Annotated in this window: 16 protein-coding genes; 6 read left to right on the top strand and 10 right to left on the bottom strand. The window is 72.2% G+C overall.

The window, feature by feature from the left end; genetic code table 11:
* Positions 1-15: 15 nt before the first annotated feature.
* The 4 genes from mctP to nagB form a co-directional block, all read right to left on the bottom strand.
* The gene (gene mctP / locus ACH5A8_RS27590; RefSeq protein WP_399006346.1) at positions 16-1,644 is read right to left on the bottom strand and encodes a monocarboxylate uptake permease MctP; all 1,629 of its coding nucleotides are present in this window, start codon (positions 1,642-1,644) and stop codon (positions 16-18) included.
* Positions 1,641-1,904, bottom strand: coding sequence for a DUF3311 domain-containing protein (locus ACH5A8_RS27595; RefSeq protein ID WP_399006348.1), 264 nt, complete (start codon positions 1,902-1,904; stop codon positions 1,641-1,643). Before ACH5A8_RS27595 ends, mctP begins: the two co-directional genes overlap by 4 nt.
* Before the next feature lie 151 nt (positions 1,905-2,055).
* On the bottom strand, positions 2,056-2,820 hold the full coding sequence (locus ACH5A8_RS27600; protein WP_399006350.1) for a GntR family transcriptional regulator: 765 nt from the start codon (positions 2,818-2,820) through the stop codon (positions 2,056-2,058).
* Between the two features lie 276 nt (positions 2,821-3,096).
* Complete coding sequence (gene nagB / locus ACH5A8_RS27605) at positions 3,097-3,882, bottom strand: glucosamine-6-phosphate deaminase (RefSeq protein ID WP_399006352.1); 786 nt, start codon at positions 3,880-3,882, stop codon at positions 3,097-3,099.
* Positions 3,883-4,716: 834 nt separating this feature from the next.
* Here nagB and ACH5A8_RS27610 point away from each other — a divergent pair.
* Positions 4,717-6,180: a sensor histidine kinase gene (locus ACH5A8_RS27610; protein WP_399006593.1), complete on the top strand. Its 1,464-nt coding sequence runs from the start codon at positions 4,717-4,719 to the stop codon at positions 6,178-6,180.
* A gap of 251 nt (positions 6,181-6,431) precedes the next feature.
* On the opposite strand, the gene ACH5A8_RS27615 is transcribed toward ACH5A8_RS27610, so the two are convergent.
* Together ACH5A8_RS27615 and ACH5A8_RS27620 are read right to left on the bottom strand one after the other, a co-directional pair.
* Positions 6,432-6,689, bottom strand: coding sequence for a WhiB family transcriptional regulator (locus ACH5A8_RS27615; protein ID WP_003992873.1), 258 nt, complete (start codon positions 6,687-6,689; stop codon positions 6,432-6,434).
* A gap of 317 nt (positions 6,690-7,006) precedes the next feature.
* The gene (locus ACH5A8_RS27620; RefSeq protein WP_399006353.1) at positions 7,007-7,975 is read right to left on the bottom strand and encodes a diacylglycerol/lipid kinase family protein; all 969 of its coding nucleotides are present in this window, start codon (positions 7,973-7,975) and stop codon (positions 7,007-7,009) included.
* A gap of 136 nt (positions 7,976-8,111) precedes the next feature.
* Between ACH5A8_RS27620 and ACH5A8_RS27625 the strand changes: the two genes are divergently transcribed.
* Positions 8,112-8,588 carry a hypothetical protein gene (locus ACH5A8_RS27625; RefSeq protein ID WP_399006355.1) on the top strand — a complete coding sequence of 159 codons (477 nt, stop codon included), beginning with the start codon at positions 8,112-8,114 and terminating at the stop codon, positions 8,586-8,588.
* Between the two features lie 444 nt (positions 8,589-9,032).
* Here the strand turns inward: ACH5A8_RS27625 and ACH5A8_RS27630 are convergent, their stop codons facing one another.
* The 3 genes from ACH5A8_RS27630 to ACH5A8_RS27640 form a co-directional block, all read right to left on the bottom strand.
* On the bottom strand, positions 9,033-10,202 hold the full coding sequence (locus ACH5A8_RS27630; RefSeq protein WP_399006357.1) for a SigB/SigF/SigG family RNA polymerase sigma factor: 1,170 nt from the start codon (positions 10,200-10,202) through the stop codon (positions 9,033-9,035).
* 17 nt (positions 10,203-10,219) lie between these two features.
* A complete protein-coding gene (locus tag ACH5A8_RS27635; protein WP_137301875.1) occupies positions 10,220-10,636 on the bottom strand; it encodes an anti-sigma regulatory factor in 417 nt (138 codons plus the stop codon).
* A gap of 247 nt (positions 10,637-10,883) precedes the next feature.
* Positions 10,884-11,144: a UBP-type zinc finger domain-containing protein gene (locus tag ACH5A8_RS27640; protein ID WP_399006359.1), complete on the bottom strand. Its 261-nt coding sequence runs from the start codon at positions 11,142-11,144 to the stop codon at positions 10,884-10,886.
* A 78-nt stretch (positions 11,145-11,222) separates the two neighbouring features.
* Here ACH5A8_RS27640 and ACH5A8_RS27645 point away from each other — a divergent pair, with 78 nt between their 5' ends.
* Positions 11,223-12,818: a Na+/H+ antiporter gene (locus ACH5A8_RS27645; protein WP_399006361.1), complete on the top strand. Its 1,596-nt coding sequence runs from the start codon at positions 11,223-11,225 to the stop codon at positions 12,816-12,818.
* Positions 12,819-12,848: 30 nt separating this feature from the next.
* Here the strand turns inward: ACH5A8_RS27645 and ACH5A8_RS27650 are convergent, their stop codons facing one another.
* Positions 12,849-13,766, bottom strand: a complete 918-nt coding sequence (locus tag ACH5A8_RS27650) for a 1-aminocyclopropane-1-carboxylate deaminase/D-cysteine desulfhydrase (protein ID WP_399006363.1) — start codon at positions 13,764-13,766, stop codon at positions 12,849-12,851.
* A gap of 213 nt (positions 13,767-13,979) precedes the next feature.
* On the opposite strand from ACH5A8_RS27650, the gene ACH5A8_RS27655 reads away from it, so the two are divergent.
* The 3 genes from ACH5A8_RS27655 (at position 13,980) to ACH5A8_RS27665 (ending at position 17,684) form a co-directional block, all read left to right on the top strand.
* The gene (locus ACH5A8_RS27655; protein ID WP_399006365.1) at positions 13,980-15,386 is read left to right on the top strand and encodes a family 2B encapsulin nanocompartment shell protein; all 1,407 of its coding nucleotides are present in this window, start codon (positions 13,980-13,982) and stop codon (positions 15,384-15,386) included.
* A gap of 118 nt (positions 15,387-15,504) precedes the next feature.
* On the top strand, positions 15,505-16,674 hold the full coding sequence (locus ACH5A8_RS27660; protein WP_399006367.1) for a family 2 encapsulin nanocompartment cargo protein polyprenyl transferase: 1,170 nt from the start codon (positions 15,505-15,507) through the stop codon (positions 16,672-16,674).
* Positions 16,675-16,952: 278 nt separating this feature from the next.
* The gene (locus tag ACH5A8_RS27665) at positions 16,953-17,684 is read left to right on the top strand and encodes a GNAT family N-acetyltransferase (RefSeq protein ID WP_399006368.1); all 732 of its coding nucleotides are present in this window, start codon (positions 16,953-16,955) and stop codon (positions 17,682-17,684) included.
* Positions 17,685-17,708 lie beyond the last annotated feature (24 nt).

A 17,708-nucleotide genomic window follows, 5' to 3' on the forward strand; every position in this document is an offset into this window, starting at 1 on the left:
GGCTGTCCGCCGGGATCAGTGGGCGCTGCCGGCCGTGGCCGGCGGCAGCTCCACCGCGACCCCGGCGTCGCCCGCGTCCTTCGTGTAGTCCTCGGGGCTGGTCTCGTCGACGCCCTCGGGCGCCTTCAGCGCCCTGAGGACGAAGGTCAGGACCACCGCGACGACCACGTTGAGCACGAACGCCGTCATGCCGATGTAGCCGATCTCGCCGATGCCCGGGATCTCCTTGGCCGAGCCGCCGAAGTGCTTCTGCGTGGGCGAGGCGACACCGTAGGCCGCGAGGGTGCCGTAGACCATGCCGACCGCCCAGCCGGCCAGCAGCGCCCAGCGGTGGAACCAGCGGGTGAACAGGCCGCCCACCAGGGCCGGGAAGGTCTGCAGGATCCAGATCCCGCCCAGCAGCTGGAAGTTGATGGCGACCGTCTTGTCCATGGTCAGGACGAAGACCAGCGCGCCGACCTTCACCAGCAGCGAGACGATCTTGGAGACCCGGGTCTCCTCCTTGGCCGTCGCGTCCGGCTTGATGAAGTCCTTGTAGATGTTGCGGGTGAAAAGGTTCGCCGCCGCGATCGACATGATGGCCGCCGGCACCAGCGCGCCGATGCCGATGGCCGCGAAGGCGATGCCCGTGAACCAGTCCGGGAACATGTCCTCGAACAGCTGCGGAATGGCCAGCTGGCCGTTCTGGACCTTGACGCCCGCCGCGATCGCCATGAAGCCCAGCAGCGCGAGCAGGCCCAGCATCAGCGAGTACAGCGGCAGGATCGTGGTGTTGCGGCGGATCACCTCACGGCTCTTCGAGGAGAGCGTCGCGGTGATCGAGTGCGGGTACATGAACAGCGCGAGCGCGGAGCCCAGGGCCAGCGTGGCGTACGTCCACTGGCTCGCCTCTCCCGGTACGACGGCGCCGCGCGGCTTCCCGGTGGCGGGGTTGGTCTGGCTGAAGGCGTCGGCGGCCTTCGCGAAGATGTCGTCGAACCCGCCCAGCTTGATCGGGATGTAGATGATCGCGACCGCGATGACGATGTAGATGAGCGCGTCCTTCACGAACGCGATCAGCGCCGGCGCGCGCAGGCCCGAGGAGTACGTGTAGGCCGCCAGCACGCCGAACGCGATCAGCAGCGGCAGGTCCTTGACGAACGCGTTGGTGTTCTCGCCGCCGCCGACGCCCATCACGTCCAGCACCGCCTGGATGCCGACGAGCTGCAGCGCGATGTACGGCATGGTGGCGAGGATGCCGGTGATCGCCACCGCCAGCGACAGGCCCTTGGAGCCGAACCGTCCGCGCACGAAGTCGGAGGTCGTCACGTACCCGTGCCGGTGCGACACCGACCACAGGCGCGGCAGGAACGTGAAGATCAGAGGGTAGACCAGGATCGTGTACGGCACCGCGAAGAAGCCGGCCGCGCCGGTCGCGTAGATCGCCGCCGGCACGGCCACGAAGGTGTACGCCGTGTACAGGTCGCCGCCGAGCAGGAACCAGGTGATCCAGGTGCCGAACGACCGGCCGCCCAGGCCCCATTCGTCGAGGCTGTGCTCGTTCTCGGCGCGGCGCCAGCGGGCGGCCAGGAAGCCCATGGCGGTGACGAGGACGAAGAAGAAGATGAAGACGCCGAGCGCGACGCCGTTGACGCCGTCCTTCATTCCGCCGCACCGTCCTTCCGGGCCGAGCGGGCGCGCTGGTCGTGCTGCCAGAGCCGGTAGGCGAGCACCGTGAGGATCGTGGAGAGGATCACCCACAGCATCTGGTACCAGTAGAAGAACGGGACACCGACGAACGTGGGATCGGTCTTGGCGTACGAACCGACCCAGAGCATCGCCACGAACGGGGCGACGAGGCAGAGGCCGATGACGACCCGCACGGGCGTCACCGTCCCTCTGCCGACTCCTGAGGCATCTGACATGTGCGGCTCCGTCCCCTCACTGACCACTGACCGGTGCAATGCGCAGGCAATCTAGGTCACGGCGCCCAGGGAACGGAACCCCTTGTCCGCATACCGGTTGACGTCCTGCGGTGGGGCCGCCGCCGGCCGCGGTCCGGGGGGCGGGCCGGACTCAGTCCACCGGCCGCTTCAGCCGCGCCACGAACTTGTAGCGGTCGCCGCGGTACACCGAGCGCACCCACTCCACGGGTTCGCCCGTGCGGTCCAGCGAGTGGCGGGACAGGAGCAGCATCGGCAGACCCACGTCGGTGCCGAGCAGGCCGGCCTCGCGCGGGGTGGCCAGCGAGGTCTCGATGGTCTCCTCGGCCTCGGCCAGGTGGACGTCGTAGACCTCGGCGAGGGCGGTGTAGAGGGAGGTGTACTTGACCAGGCTGCGGCGCAGCGCCGGGAAGCGCTTGGCCGACAGATGGGTGGTCTCGATGGCCATCGGCTCCCCGTTGGCCATGCGCAGCCGCTCGATGCGCAGCACGCGCCCGCCGGCCGTGATGTCGAGCAGCTCGGCGAGCCGGTCGTCGGCGGTGATGTAGCCGATGTCCAGCAGCTGCGAGGTCGGCTCCAGCCCCTGGGCGCGCATGTCCTCGGTGTAGGAGGTCAGTTGCAGCGCCTGGGAGACCTTGGGCTTGGCGACGAAGGTGCCCTTGCCCTGGATGCGCTCCAGCCGGCCCTCGACCACCAGCTCCTGCAGCGCCTGGCGCACGGTGGTGCGCGAGGTGTCGAACTCGGCCGCCAGCGTGCGCTCCGGCGGCACCGGCGTCCCGGGCGCCTGCGTCCGGGTCATGTCCAGCAGGTGCTTCTTCAGACGGTAGTACTTGGGCACGCGCGCGGTACGGACGGTCGCCCCACCCTCGTTCTCCGCACTGCTGACGTCGGTGCTCATGCTCCGCCTTCCCGGCTCCGGTGCCGAAGCGACCGACATCCCCATCGGCCACGGCTCACATCGTGGCACGGCTTCTTGTGGCGGGTGCTCACCCGCACGCTCCGTGATCTCCTCTGTATACCGTCGTGACCCTGGTTGGTCTAGTCCAACGTTCGCGGCAGTGCGCCGGTCTTCGGGGCCGTGCGGCGGCGGAGTCCGGCGCGGGCGCCCGGGGCGGCGAAGGCGCCGGCTCCCGGGAAGGGGACCGGCGCCCGCGCGCGGTGTCGGCGTCCCCGGTCAGATGCCCTGCCACTCCGGCTTGTCGGCGTAGGTGTGGCGGAAGTAGTCGGCGAGCTTCAGCTTGCCGGCGGCGGCCTCGTCCACGACGACCGTGGCGTGCGGGTGCAGCTGCAGCGCCGAGGCCGGGCAGACGGCCGCGACCGGTCCCTCGACGGTCGCGGCGACCGCGTCCGCCTTGCCCTCTCCCGTGGCCAGCAGCACCAGGTGCCGGGCCTCCAGGATGGTGCCGATGCCCTGGGTGATCACGTGGTGCGGCACCTGGTCGACGTCGCCGTCGAAGAACCGCGCGTTGTCCACCCGGGTCTGCTCGGTCAGCGTCTTGATCCGCGTCCGCGACGCCAGGGAGGAGCACGGCTCGTTGAACCCGATGTGCCCGTCCGTCCCGATGCCCAGCAGCTGGAGGTCGACGCCGCCGGCCTCGGCGAGCGTCCGGTCGTAGGCCTCGCAGGCCGCCTGGACGTCCTCGGCCGTGCCGTCGGGTCCCAGGAACGCCTCCATCCCGATGCCGAGCGGCTCCAGGACCTCGCGCCGCAGGACGGAGCGGTAGGACTCGGGGTGGTCGGCGGGCAGTCCGACGTACTCGTCCAGCTGGGCGATCCGCGCCCGCGAGGTGTCGGCGGCACCGGAGCGCACCTTGGCCGCCAGCGCCTCGTAGACGGGGAGCGGGGTGGAACCCGTGGCCACGCCGAGCAACGCGTCGGGCTTGCGCCGCAGCAGCCGCGCCATGGCCTCGGCGATGAGCTCGCCGCCCGCTGCGGCATCCGGAACGATGACAACTTCCACGCTGGGCCTGCCGATCTGAGGAGAACCGAGGAGAGGACTGGACCCGGAAACGAGGGGCCATGTGGTTTAGACCAATCTAGCAGAACGGCCCTTGCGGAGCGCGGCCTCCGGGCCCCTGTCGTGCGGGTGTCCGGCACGCGGGACGAGGACCTGAGCACCCCCGCGCTCACATGTCGATCAAGGCCCCGTGCGGCCGGCGCGCGTCGGCGGGAGCCGTCGGGTCCGGGGGGCGCTCGCGGAAATTGCCGCCGCCAACCGGCCCCGTGGCCGGCCCGGGCGGGCTAGGCTGCTCCGTGGTGACCGGCCGGCGTCCGACCGGTCGGCCGGGTTCCGCCCGTACCGGTCCGTCCGATCGGCGCGAAAGAACGACGAGCAGCTTCCCGCGCATGGACAGGCGCAAGTGGTCTAGTCCAGAATCGAGGAGGAATCCTCGAACAGCGGGACGTGCGCGGCGCCCCCGCGCACGACATGTGAACGCGTGAGCCTCCGTCCTCCCCGCACAGGAGGACGGACCGAGGAACCGGTGCTCTCTGCCCTGACTGCCCCGGCTCCTCATCCTTCGGCCGACCGGGACCGCACACCCCACGGCCGATACTGCTCCGGGCTGCGGTGCCAGGAGGGCTGAGGGTCCCTCCCAGGCGCCGCGGCCCGCGGGTGTTTCCGGACCCTTCGGCGCGGGGTGCGCCCGAGCCTTCGACGCGGGGCTCGCCCAGTCCCCGGCGCGGGGTGCGCCCGAGCTCCGGACGCGGGGTGCGCCCGAGCTCCGGACGCGGGGTGCGCCCGCGTATTTCAGGACCGTACAAACGCCCGGGTACGCTCGCAGACGTGCCCTCCATGAACGAACTCGTACGCCAGCACACCGCGCTCGACGACTCCGACCTCGAGTGGCTCCATCTGCTGGTCTCGGAGTGGCAGCTGCTCTCCGACCTCTCCTTCGCCGACCTCGTCCTGTGGGTCCCCACGCTGGACGGCACCCGGTACGTCTCCGTCGCCCAGATGCGGCCGAACACCGGCCCGACCTCCTACCAGGACGACATGGTCGGCCACCTCGTGCCGCGCGGCCGCCGCCCGATGCTGGACGCGGCGCTCGACGAGGGCCGGATCGTGCGCGAGGGTGACCCGGAGTGGCGCGAGGAGGTCCCGGTCCGCGTCGAGTCGATCCCGGTACGGCGCGAGGGCCGCGTCCTCGGCGTCATCGCGCGCAACACCAACCTGCTCACGGTGCGCACCCCGAGCCGGCTGGAGCTGACCTATCTGCAGAGCGCCTCGGACCTGGCGCAGATGATCGCCGCCGGAACGTTCCCCTTCCCGGACCAGCAGGTCGACATGGACGCCTCGCCGCGGGTCGGCGACGGGCTGATCCGGCTGGACGCGGACGGCATCGTCCACTACGCCTCGCCGAACGCGCTCTCCGCCTACCACCGCCTCGGTCTCGCATCCGACCTGGTCGGCCACCACCTGGGCGAGGCGACCGCCGAACTCGCCCCGTCCCGGGCCCCCGTGGACGAGGCGCTGGTGAAGCTGGCCAGCGGCTGGGCGCCCCGCGAGTTCGAGATCGAGGCCAGCGACGGAGTGATCCAGTTCCGGGCCATCCCGCTCAAGCCCAAGGGCACGCGCATCGGTTCGCTGGTCCTGCTCCGTGACGTCACCGAACTGCGCCGTCGCGAGCGCGAGTTGATCACCAAGGACGCGACGATCCGGGAGATCCACCACCGGGTCAAGAACAACCTCCAGACGGTGGCGGCCCTGCTCAGGCTCCAGGCGCGGCGGATCGGCTCCGAGGCCGGGCGGGAGGCCCTGGAGGAGGCCGTGCGCCGAGTCGGGTCGATCGCCATCGTGCATGAGACGCTGTCTCAGAACCTGGATGAGCGCGTGGAGTTCGACGAGATCGCCGACCGGGTGCTGGCGATGGTCGCCGAGATCTCTCCGGGCAAGGTGTCTGGCCGGCGCACCGGCAGGTTCGGGATCCTGGACGCCGAGGTCGCGACCCCGCTGTCGATGGTCCTCACCGAGATCCTCCAGAACGCCCTGGAGCACGGCTTCCGGGAGGGCGACACCGGCACGGTCGAGGTGTCCGCGGTCCGCGGCGGCTCGCGCGAGGCCCGGCTGCTCGTCACCGTCCAGGACGACGGGGTCGGCCTGCCCGAGGGTTTCGACCCGCACCGCTCCGGCAACCTCGGCCTGCAGATCGTGCGCACCCTGGTCGAGGGGGAGCTCGGCGGCTCCTTCGACATGGTCCCGGCCCCCGGACGCGGTACGCGCGTCGTCCTCGACATCCCGGTCCAGACGCAGAAGTGAGCGACCGCTCCCGAGCGGTGGCGGAGAAGGCGGCGGGACGACCGCCGGGAGAACGGCGAAGAGCCCGAACAGCAAAGAGCCCCGGACCTCGAAAGATCCGGGGCTAGTCGCTTCGTGCTTCCCCTGTCGGGAACACCCCTGCTCGAAGAGCGGGGGCCACCGGGGGGTACTGCGCGCTGCGGCTCGGGGGCGGGAGATGCGTACTCGCTGTACGCGCCGCCAAGCTCAGGCTGTCAGCGGGGTGGCTGTTGTCAGGCGGAGGCCTGACGGGCCCGGTTGCGGGCGGCGCGGCGCTTCATCGCGCGGCGCTCGTCCTCGCTGAGACCACCCCAGACGCCGGAGTCCTGACCGGACTCGAGCGCCCACTGCAGGCACTGCTCGATAACCGGGCAGCGACGGCAGACGGCCTTGGCTTCCTCGATCTGCAGCAGCGCAGGACCGGTGTTGCCGATGGGGAAGAAGAGCTCGGGGTCTTCCTCGCGGCAAACGGCGTTGTGACGCCAGTCCATGGCTGCTACCTCTCCTTGGTATTACGTGCAAGTTGCTTGTGAATGTGAACGCTTTCACGAATCCCTCAACAAGTGAAGGGCCGACCGTCAGGTTGCCCTGGCGTGGTCCTGTGATGTGGAGGGGATCCGGCGATCTCTGGGGCCCGAATGAGGGGCCGTCCCGATCGCCATGTAGAGACTCGCAAACCTCGGCGACGGATACAACCCCTTCCGGAAAGTTTTTTTTGATTCCTCGGTGTCGACTAGGTCACAGCCGTACTTCCATGGGGTGGATCCTGGCCTAAACGTTCGAGTGAAAGGACTTTCGCCTCTTCCACTCACACAATCACACGCAGTGCACGGCGTACGCCTGTGAACGTCACGCTCGTTCGCAGCCCCAGGTGGTCGCCGTCCATCTGCAGGGGGAGCGGCACCTTCGAATGCAAGGTGAAGCGACTCAGATCGTGCAGTGAGAGTGCGTGCCGGCCCTGGGGCCCGCGCTCCGGGGACGAAGTGAGCAACTGCGTGCCATACCGGGCAACAGCGGCCGTCGACAGGCGGCTGAGACCGAGCACGTCGAGCCCCGTGTCGAACGAGGCCTTGGGCGAGGTGTACATCGGCCGGTTGCCGAGATACGTCCACGGTGAGGTGTTCGAGACTATGGCGACCACCAGATCCGTGGCCGGGTCCTCACCGTCCCGCTCCACCGTGATCGTGCCGTGCCGCCGGTTCGGCTCGCCGAGGAACTGGCGGACGACCTGGCGTACGTACAGCGCGTGCGTGGACTTCTTGCCGCGTTCCCGCTGCTGCTCCACGCGGCCGACCACGCCCGCGTCGAAGCCGAGCCCGGCGTTGAAGGTGAACCAGCGCTCGGGTACGGCGGCGTCCTCCGTGCCCGGCGTCCCCGAGGCCAGGCCCAGGCCGACGGTCCGCTCGCTGCCGTCCCGCAGGCCGTCCAGGATCGCTCCGGTGGCCTCCACCGCGTCGTTGGGCAGGCCCAGGGCGCGCGCGAAGACGTTGGTGGAGCCGCCGGGCACCACGGCGAGGCGGGGCAGGCGCTCGGGGTCCGGGCCCCGGTGCAGCAGGCCGTTGACGACCTCGTTGACCGTGCCGTCGCCGCCGAGGGCCACGACCAGATCGATCTCGTCGCTGTCCGCGGCCTGCCGGCCCAGGTCCCGGGCGTGGCCGCGGTACTCGGTGGTCACCGCCTCCAGCTTCATCTCGCTGGCGAGCGCGTGGATCAGGACATCGCGCGTACGTGCGCTTGTGGTGGTTGCCGCCGGATTGACCACGAGAAGTGCACGCATGGGTTGCAGGGTACCTACTGGGCAGTACTCCGCCCAGGCCGAGGTAGGGATCGGGTAAGAGGAGCGGGCGTGAGTCCGGACACGACGGCGCGGCCCGCGAGGGATGCGGCGGCGGCCCGAGGGCTACTCTTCAGGGGTGAGCAGTGAGCAGAAACCCGTTTCCGGCACCGCCGACACCACGGACCCGGCGGACACCGCCGGCCCGCGCCCGCGGCGGCTGACGTACGCGGCGGCGCTGAGCGCGCTGGAGGCGCTCGCGCTGGTCGTGGGCGGGGCCTGGATGCTCGTCCTGGGCGTCACGGGCGAGGGGGGCGACAGGCAGCAGGCCGTCACCGGCGGGATCACCGTGCTGGTGCTCGCGCTGCTGCCGCTGCTGGCCGCCCGGGGTCTGCTGCTGCGCCGCGGCTGGAGCCGCGGCCCGGCCGTCATCACCCAGATCATGGCGCTGCCCGTCGCCTACAGCCTGCTCAAGTCGGGCGGCGCGGCCGTCCCGGCCGGTATCGCCCTCACGGCGGTGGCGGTGGCCTCGCTGGTCCTGCTCGTCCACCCGGCGACGACCCAGGCCCTCGGCATCCGGGGTCCGGGCCGGGCCCAGGAGAGCGACCAGCGGTAGCGGCACGGCCCCGCCCTGTGCGGCGGGCGATCGGGCCGCGGACGACGCCGTCCGCAGGCGGGCCGCCCCGCGGCCCCACCCGCGACCGTGCGCCACGGCGGCCTCACCGCGCCGGGCCCGGCTCCATGCCTCCCAGGGCGTGTTTCGAAAGTCCCGCCTGCCCCGCGACGCCTGGCACGCGCACTCGCCGCGTTGTCGGGATCGTCCACGTACGCCCAGTACGAGGACCCTCCGCCTTGCGATCACACGCACCAGACGCCGCGGGGCCCGCCCTTCGAGCGGACAGCGCCACTTTCGAAACACGCCCCTGAAACTCCGCGGACCCGCACGGCGCGCCTCGGGCTTCCCCGGCCTCGCGCGGCGCGGTTCGCGCCGCCAGGGGCCGTCGGACGCGGCCCGCGCCGCCGGGGATGCCCGGCCGCCGAGCCGGTGTGACTCCTGGTGTCACTCCTCGACCAGGAGCTTCTCCCGCAGCTGGGCCAGCGTGCGGGCCAGCAGCCGGGAGACGTGCATCTGCGAGATGCCGACCTCCTGCGCGATCTGTGACTGGGTCATGTTGCCGAAGAAGCGCAGCAGCAGGATCCGCTTCTCGCGCGGCGGGAGATCCTCCAGCAGCGGCTTGAGGGACTCGCGGTACTCCACGCCCTCCAGCGCCTCGTCCTCCGCGCCGAGCGTGTCCGCGACCGCCGGGGACTCGTCGTCCGTGTCGGGGACGTCCAGGGACAGCGTCGAGTAGGCGTTGGCCGACTCCAGGCCCTCCAGGACCTCCTCCTCGGAGATGGCGAGCTTCTCCGCCAGCTCGTGCACCGTGGGGGAGCGGCCGTGCAGCTGGGACAGCTCGGCGGTCGCCGTGGTGAGCGCGAGGCGCAGCTCCTGGAGCCGGCGCGGCACCCGCACCGCCCAGCCCTTGTCCCGGAAGTGCCGCTTGATCTCGCCGACGACCGTCGGGGTCGCGTACGTGGAGAACTCCACGCCGCGGTCCGGGTCGAAGCGGTCGACCGACTTGATCAGGCCGATCGTGGCGACCTGGGTGAGGTCGTCCAGCGGCTCTCCGCGGTTGCGGAAGCGGCGCGCGAGGTGCTCGACGAGCGGAAGGTGCATGCGGACCAGCTGGTTGCGCAGCTCCGCGTACTGCGGGCTGCCCTCCTTCAGGGCGCGCAGCTCCACGAACATCGCGCGCGCCCCACTGCGGTCCTGAGGGGCGTGCCGCGTGCCGTGCACGCTCGGGACGCCGTGTGCGCCGTCCTCGGAGTTTCGCTCGTGCTCGCTCATCGTCCCGCCCGTCGCCCTTCCCCGAGCCCTCGCCTCCTCCCCCACCCTCGGCGTGGCCAGGGTGGAGGGACCCCTCGGGTCGGCGAGGTCCCCGCTCCGCGCCGGTGGAGGCGTCCCCCGCACGGCGTCGTCCGACCGCTCGCCCGGGAGGACGGGTCCCAGGGACTCGTCCTCCGGGTGCGGCCTGGCCTGCTCGGGGATGCCGTCGATGCCGCCGGCCGGCCTCGGGGCTCCCGCCGCAGTGCCCGGGCCGTCCTCGCCCGGGGCGCCGGCCCCGTCCGCGCGGGGCGCCGCCCCGTCCTCGGCCGGCAGTTCCCGTGTGCCGCGCTCTTCGTCCCGCACCGGCCCGTCCCCGTTCCTCACGCCGGCCCGGGTCCCGCGCCGCGCTGTTTGTAGAGGCTGATCGACACGGTCCTGTCCTCGTCCACGGCGGAGGAGACCTTGCCCGCGAGAGCGGACAGGACGGTCCAGGCGAAGGTGTCCCGCGAGGGCGCGTGACCGTCCGTGGTGGGGGCCGAGACGGTGACCTCGAGCGAGTCGTCGACCAGCCGGAAGACGCAGCTGAGCACCGAGCCGGGCACGGCCTGCTGGAGCAGGATCGCGCAGGCCTCGTCCACCGCGATGCGCAGGTCCTCGATCTCGTCCAGGGTGAAGTCCAAACGGGCCGCGAGGCCGGCCGTGGCCGTCCGCAGCACCGACAGGTAGGCACCCGCAGCCGGCAGCCGGACCTCCACGAAGTCCTGGTTCGCCGCGGGCTCGCCTGCGATCTGGGACACCCTCACCTCCAAGGTGGTACAAGCTCTTTCGGGGCCGAGGGTCGCCCCCCGGGTCACGCGACGCGTGGTTCAGCGGTGACGCTACCGCGCTCTCGACATTACTGTCCCGGTACCCCGACCCTGCTGTCACTCATAGTAAACACACGGATACGCTCCGTGGCTAGGGGTTCGGCGGGCTCAAATGGGAACAGCGCGCGCCGGGTTGACGTACCCAGACGTCAGACCGTCGAACCGTCCGGAACGCCGGTCACACCAGTACGTGATCCACGAAGCACCAGCGCCAGTCCTCACCGGGTTCGAACGTCCGCATCACCGGGTGTCCGGTGTCCTTGTGGTGCTTCGTCGCGTGCTGCCCCGGCGAGGAGTCGCAGCACCCCACGTGGCCGCAGGTCAGGCACAGCCGCAGCTGGACCGGGTGCGTGCCGTCCGCCAGGCACTCCGGACACGTCTCGCCACAGGGTTCGGGCTCCGGGGCCGGCAGCGTGCCAGTGTGCGTGCACTGTTTCATGATTGCCAGATTACGACTTCCGCGCGGGTGACCGGGCGGAACGAGAGGGCGGGACGACACGATGGGCGGGCGAGGACGATGGACGTGATGCCGCTGCTGCTGCTGGTGGCGGGCAGCGCCGCGGTGGCCGGAGCCGCCCGGCGCACCCCGGTGCCGGCGCCGCTGCTGCTGGTCGCCGCCGGGCTGGCGGTCTCCTACGTCCCCGGGGTGCCCGACTACACCCTCGATCCCGCGGTGGTCCTGCCGCTGCTGCTGCCCCCGCTGCTGTACACGTCGGCCATCGACAGCTCCTACCTCGACCTGCGCGCGCAGCTCCGGCCCGTGGCGCTGCTCTCGGTGGGGTACGTGCTGTTCGCGACCTTCGCGGTCGGCTGGGCCGCCTACCTGATCGTGCCGGACCTGCCGCTGACGGCGGCGCTGGTGCTGGGCGCCGTGGTGGCGCCGCCGGACGCGGTCGCGGCGACCGCGGTGGCCCGCCGGGTCGGACTGCCCTCGCGGATCACCACCATCCTGCAGGGCGAGTCCCTGCTGAACGACGCCACCGCGATCACCGCCTACAAGGTCGCGCTCGCCGCGGCGGTCGGCGAGGGCGCCACCTGGGCCGGGGGAGTCGAGGAGTTCCTGATCGCGGCGGTCGGCGGCGTCGGTGTCGGGCTGGTGCTGATGGCGCCGCTGCACTGGCTGCGCACCCACCTGAGGGAAGCCCTGCTGCAGAACACCCTGTCGCTGCTGATCCCGTTCGTCGCCTATGGCGTCGCCGAACAGCTGCACGCCTCCGGGGTGCTCGCCGTCGTCACGGTCGCCCTCTATCTCGGGCACCGCGCCTGGGAGGTCGACTTCGCCACCCGGCTCCAGGAGGAGGCGGTGTGGAAGATGGTCGCCTTCGTCCTGGAGTCGGCCGTCTTCGCCCTCATCGGCCTGCAGCTGCCGGTCGTCGTCCGAGGGCTGGAGACGTACGCGGGCGCCGACGCCGCCTGGTACGCGATCGTCCTCTTCCTGGTGGTCGTCGCGGCCCGGTTCGTGTGGGTGTACCCGGCGGCGTTCCTGCCCCGGCTGCTGTCCCGGCGGGTGCGGGAGAGGGAGGCGAACCCCACCTGGAGAGGGGCGATGGTCACCGGCTGGGCCGGCATGCGGGGCGTGGTGTCGCTGGCCATCGCCTTCTCGGTCCCGGTCACCGTGCACGGCGGCGGCCCCTTCCCGCAGCGCAACCTCCTGCTCTTCCTGACCTTCACCACGGTCATCGGCACCCTGGTCGTGCAGGGCCTGACCCTGCCCCCGCTGATCCGCCTGCTGAAGTTCCCCGGCCGCGACGCGCACGCCGCCACCCTCGCCGAGGCGAACGCCCAGGCGCAGGCGTCCCTGGCCGCCGAGCGGCGCCTGGAGGAACTGCTCGCCGACGAGCGCAACACCTTGCCCCCGCCCCTGGCCGAGCGTCTGCGGGCCGTGCTGGAGCGCCGCCGCAACGCCGTCTGGGAGCGCCTCGGCCAGACCAACCCGGTCACCGGCGAGTCGGTCGACGACACCTACCGCCGCCTGTCCAGGGACATGATCGGCGCCGAGCGCGAGGTCTTCGTCCGGCTGCGCGACGGCCGCTACATCGACGACGAGATGCTGCGCACCCTGCTGCGGCGCCTGGACCTGGAGGAGGCGGCCGTCTACCGGGAGGCGACGTGAGGAGGCGGCGCGCGGGCGGACGGCCGCGGCTCAGGGCCGGTCGGGGAAGGGGCGCCCCGTGACGACCGCCGCGATCGTCGTCCCGCGCGGGAAGGCGCCCTCGTCCGCCAGGGTGACCAGGGCGTAGAGCAGCTTGGCGACATAGAGACGTTCGACCGGGAGGCCGTGGCGGGCGGAGAAGTCCTCGGCGAAGGCGTCGAGTTCCGGCGTGGTGCGGGCGTAGCCGCCGAAGTGGAAGCGCTCGTCGAGCGACCAGGCGCCCCGTCGCCCGCCGAAGGCGCGCTCCTGCAGGGCCTGCACCTCGTCGCCCAGGAAGCCGCCCCTGAGGACCGGTATGCCGAGGGCGCGCCGGCCGGGCGGCAGCCCGGCGGCCAGGCCGGCGAGGGTTCCGCCGGTGCCGCAGGCCACGGCGACGACGTCGGCGCGCTCGCCGAGCTCCTCGCCGAGGGCCCGGCAGCCGCGCACGGCCAGGGCGTTGCTGCCGCCCTCCGGCACGACGTGGGCGTCAGCCGCCCCCACCGCCCGCAGCACGGCCGCGAGCGTCTCCGGCTCGGCCTTGCGGCGGTACGTCGAGCGGTCGACGAAGTGCAGCCGCATCCCGTCGGCCGCGCACCGGGCCAGGGACGGATTCAGGGGGCGGTCGGCCAGCTCGTGGCCGCGGACCACCCCGACGGTGGGCAGGCCGAGGAGGCGGCCCGCGGCGGCGGTGGCGCGCAGATGGTTGGAGTAGGCGCCGCCGAAGGTGAGGACCGTCCGGCCGGCCGCGGCTTGGAGGTTCGGGGCGAGTTTGCGCCACTTGTTGCCGACCAGCTCCGGGTGGATCAGGTCGTCGCGCTTGAGCAGCAGCCGCAGCCCGTGCCGGGTGAAACGCTCGTCGGCCGCCTCCCGCAGCGGGGACGGCAGCCGGGGGGCGAGCACGGCGGGATCGGGGGCGTCGCGGCTGGTCACCCGCCCATTGTCCCGGAGCGGGCGGGGGAGCGCACGGGGCGGCGCAGCGGCGTACGGACCCGGCCGGGCACCCGCCTCTGCCCGGACCGGCAGTGATCCATTCCCGCTCTTTCGTGTAATAGCACGGACACCCTGTGTGATGGAAGGCTGGCGCATGCAAATCGATGCCCGGATCCGATCGGGTGCCGGGCATGAGCGGGAGGGCAATTCTCTATGTCGGTAGGCGAAGAGGTCCGTGCGGAGCAGGGCCGGCCGCAGCAGAGTCTCGGCACGGCGGCCGCGCGGAACCTGGCCACCACCACCAAGTCCGTACCCCAGATGCAGGAGATCAGTTCGCGCTGGCTGCTGCGCATGCTGCCCTGGGTCGACGTGCAGGGCGGCACCTACCGGGTGAACCGGCGGCTCACCTACGCCGTCGGCGACGGCCGGGTCACCTTCGTCAAGACGGGCGACCGGGTCGAGGTGATCCCCGCCGAACTCGGCGAACTGCCCGCGCTGCGGGGGTACGAGGACGACGACGTGCTCTCCGAACTCGCCTCGCGCTGCCGGCAGCGCGAGATCGGCGCCGGCCAGGTGATCGCCTCCTTCGGCAGCCAGTCCGAGGACGTGTACCTGCTCGCGCACGGCAGGGCCGAGAAGGTCGGCACCGGCCCGTACGGCGACGACCAGGTCCTCGGTGTCCTCGCCGACGGCGCCTACTTCGGCGAGCACGCGCTCCTCGACCCCGAGGCCATCTGGGAGTACACGGTCCGCGCGGACACCACATGCACCGTCCTCGTCCTGTCCCGGCACGACTTCGAGCAGGTCGCCGAGCGCGCCGAGTCCCTGCGCGACCACCTCCGGCGGCTGCGCTCCATCCCCGGGCAGCGCACCAACAAGTACGGCGAGAAGGAGGTCGACCTCGCCGCCGGCCACAGCGGCGAGCCGGACATCCCGCACACCTTCGTCGACTACGAGGCCCGGCCCCGCGAGTACGAACTGAGCATCGCCCAGACCGTGCTGCGCATCCACTCGCGCGTCGCCGACCTCTACAACCAGCCCATGAACCAGACCGAGCAGCAGCTCCGGCTGACCGTCGAGGCGCTGAAAGAGCGTCAGGAGCACGAGCTCATCAACAACCGTGACTTCGGCCTGCTCCACAACTGCGAGTACGACCAGCGGATCCAGCCGCACGACGGCGTGCCGAGCCCCGACGACATGGACGAGCTGCTCAGCCGGCGCCGCGGCACCAAGCTCTTCCTCGCCCACCCGCGCGCGATCGCGGCGTTCGGCCGTGAGCTCAACAAGCGGGGCCTGGTCCCCGAGACCATCGACATGGGCGGCAACCGGATCCCCACCTGGCGCGGGGTGCCGATCTTCCCGTCCAACAAGATCCCGGTCACCGAGGCCCGGACCAGCTCCATCATCGCCATGCGTCTCGGGGAGGAGGACCAGGGCGTCATCGGGCTGCGCGCCAAGGGCATCCCGGACGAGATCGAGCCGAGCCTGTCCGTGCGCTTCATGGGCATCAACGAGCAGGCGATCATCAAGTACCTGGTGACGTCCTACTTCTCGGCGGCCGTGCTGGTGCCGGACGCGCTGGGCGTCCTGGAGAACATCGAGGTCGGTCGTTGGCGCTGAGGCTCACCGCGCGCTCGCGGTGTCCCCGCCCGCCGGTCCGGGTAGTACATCCCGGGGGCGAGGGCCCGGTACCGGCAGCGCAGACACCAGTGTTCGCGGACTCTGCGAGGGGGAGCGGATGGCCGAGTTCATGACGGAGACGACACCACGCCCGCCCGGTGGCAGGCGCACCGCGGCGACGGCGCGGCCGGGGGGCACGGCATCCGCCGTACCGTTCCCACGCCCTGCCGGCGGCGCCCCCGACGACACCCCGGGAGCCGTCCCCGACGGGCACGACGCGGCGGTGATCCTCGACCGCGCGCGGGCCTCGGTCGACCCGGAACTGCGCTCCGCGGTCGCCTCGTTGCCCGCGTCCATGCGGCGGATCGCGAGCTATCACTTCGGGTGGGAGCACGCGGACGGCACACCGGCCGCGGGGAACGCGGGCAAGGCGATCCGCCCGGCGCTGGTCCTGGCCGCGGCCCACGCGATCGGCGGGCCGCGGGCGCGCACCGGCGCGGCACGGGCGGCCGCGGCGGTGGAACTGGTCCACAACTTCACGCTGTTGCACGACGACGTGATGGACCGGGACACCACCCGCCGGCACCGGCCCACCGTGTGGACGGTGTTCGGCGACGCCGACGCCATCCTCGCCGGCGACGCCCTCCAGGCGCTCGCCCTGCGGCTGCTCGCCGAGGACCCGCACCCGGCCGCCCCGGCCGCCGCCGCCCGGCTGGCCGCCTGCGTCGTCGAGCTGTGCGCGGGCCAGCACGCGGACACGGCGCTGGAGAGCCGCGCTCCCGACGAGGTGACGCTCGCCGAGGTGCTCGCCATGGCCGAGGCCAAGACGGGAGCGCTGATCGGCTGCGCTTGCGCCGTCGGGGCGCTGTACGCGGGGGCGGCCGAGGAGGAGGTGAGGGCGCTGGACGCCTTCGGCCGGCAGGCCGGGCTCGCGTTCCAGCTCATCGACGACGTCATCGGCATATGGGGCGACCCCGCACGCACCGGCAAGCCGGCCGGCGCCGATCTAGCCGCCCGCAAGAAGTCCCTGCCGGTGGTCGCCGCGCTCACCTCCGGCACGCCGGCGGCCGGCGAGCTCGCCGAGCTCTACGCCCGGCCGCACCAGGAAGGAGAGGAGGAGCGCGCCACGCTCGCGGTGGAGCGGGCGGGCGGCCGCGACTGGGCCCAGTCCCAGGCGGCCGACCGGATGGCCCAGGCCGTCGACGAACTGTCGCGGGCCGTGCCCGACCCGGCCGCCGCGGGAGGTTTGCTGGCCCTGGCCGAGTTCGTGACACGGCGCACCAGCTGACCACGGCTCACGGCGACGGCGCGACCGCGCGGTGAAGCCCCGGGGCGGGGACGGGGCCGTACCACGGTCCGTGCCGTCCGGCCCTCGCCGGCGCGGCGCGCACAGACCCCGGAGTTACCGGGTCCGTACGGCTCCTGACCCCGTACGGCCCTCGGCGGCTCCGGTCCGGCGGGTCCCGCACTGCCCCACGGTGTGCGGGGCCCGCTCATCGGCCCCGCCGGCCCCGAGTACGCTCAACGCTCGTACGCCTGAAGCTTTTCGAGGTGAAGGGGCGGAAGATGGGTGTGGTGATCCGGGCGGCGGACGCCGAGGACCGGGACCTGGTCGTGCGGCTGCTGGACGGGGCGTTCCAGGACGATCCGGTGAGCGGTTGGGTCTTCCCGGAGGAGGAGTACCGCCGCAGGACCCACCACCGGCTGATGGCGGCCTTCGCCGACATCGTGTTCGCCGAGGGCCGGATCGACGTCACCGAGGACGGCACGGCGTGCGCCCTGTGGCTGTCCGTACCCGCCGACGCCCCCGGGGCGGCGGACGGGAACGACGCGGCCGGCACGTCCGCCGAGGCCGACGGGACGGAGGGCGCCGAGGCGTCGGACGGGGCCGACGAGGCGGTGCGGTTGCGGGAGGCGGTCGATCCGGCGAACCCCCGGGTGGAGGAGATAGCCCGGCTGATGGCCGGGGCCCATCCGGCCGGCCCCGCCCACGAGTACCTGTGGATGATCGCCGTCGCACCGGACCGCCAGGGCGAGGGGCTGGGCGGCGAACTCGTCCGGCACGTCCTCGACCGCTGCGACCGCGAGGGACTGCCCGCCTACCTGGAGGCGAGCAGCGCCCGCAGCACCAGGCTCTACGAGCGCCTGGGCTTCACCTTCACCGGCCCCGCCCTCGAACTGCCGGACGGCCCGCGGATGTGGCCGATGTGGCGCGAACCCCGCACGGGCACGGCGGCCACACCCCATGCGGCGAGGTCCCTCGTGAACCAGGGCCGTCCGGCGGTTCAGGACGCGTGATCCGCCGCGATCCGCCGGGGCAGG

Origin of the sequence: Streptomyces sp. NPDC018610, assembly GCF_044391765.1 — a bacterium.
Lineage (GTDB): Bacteria > Actinomycetota > Actinomycetes > Streptomycetales > Streptomycetaceae > Streptomyces.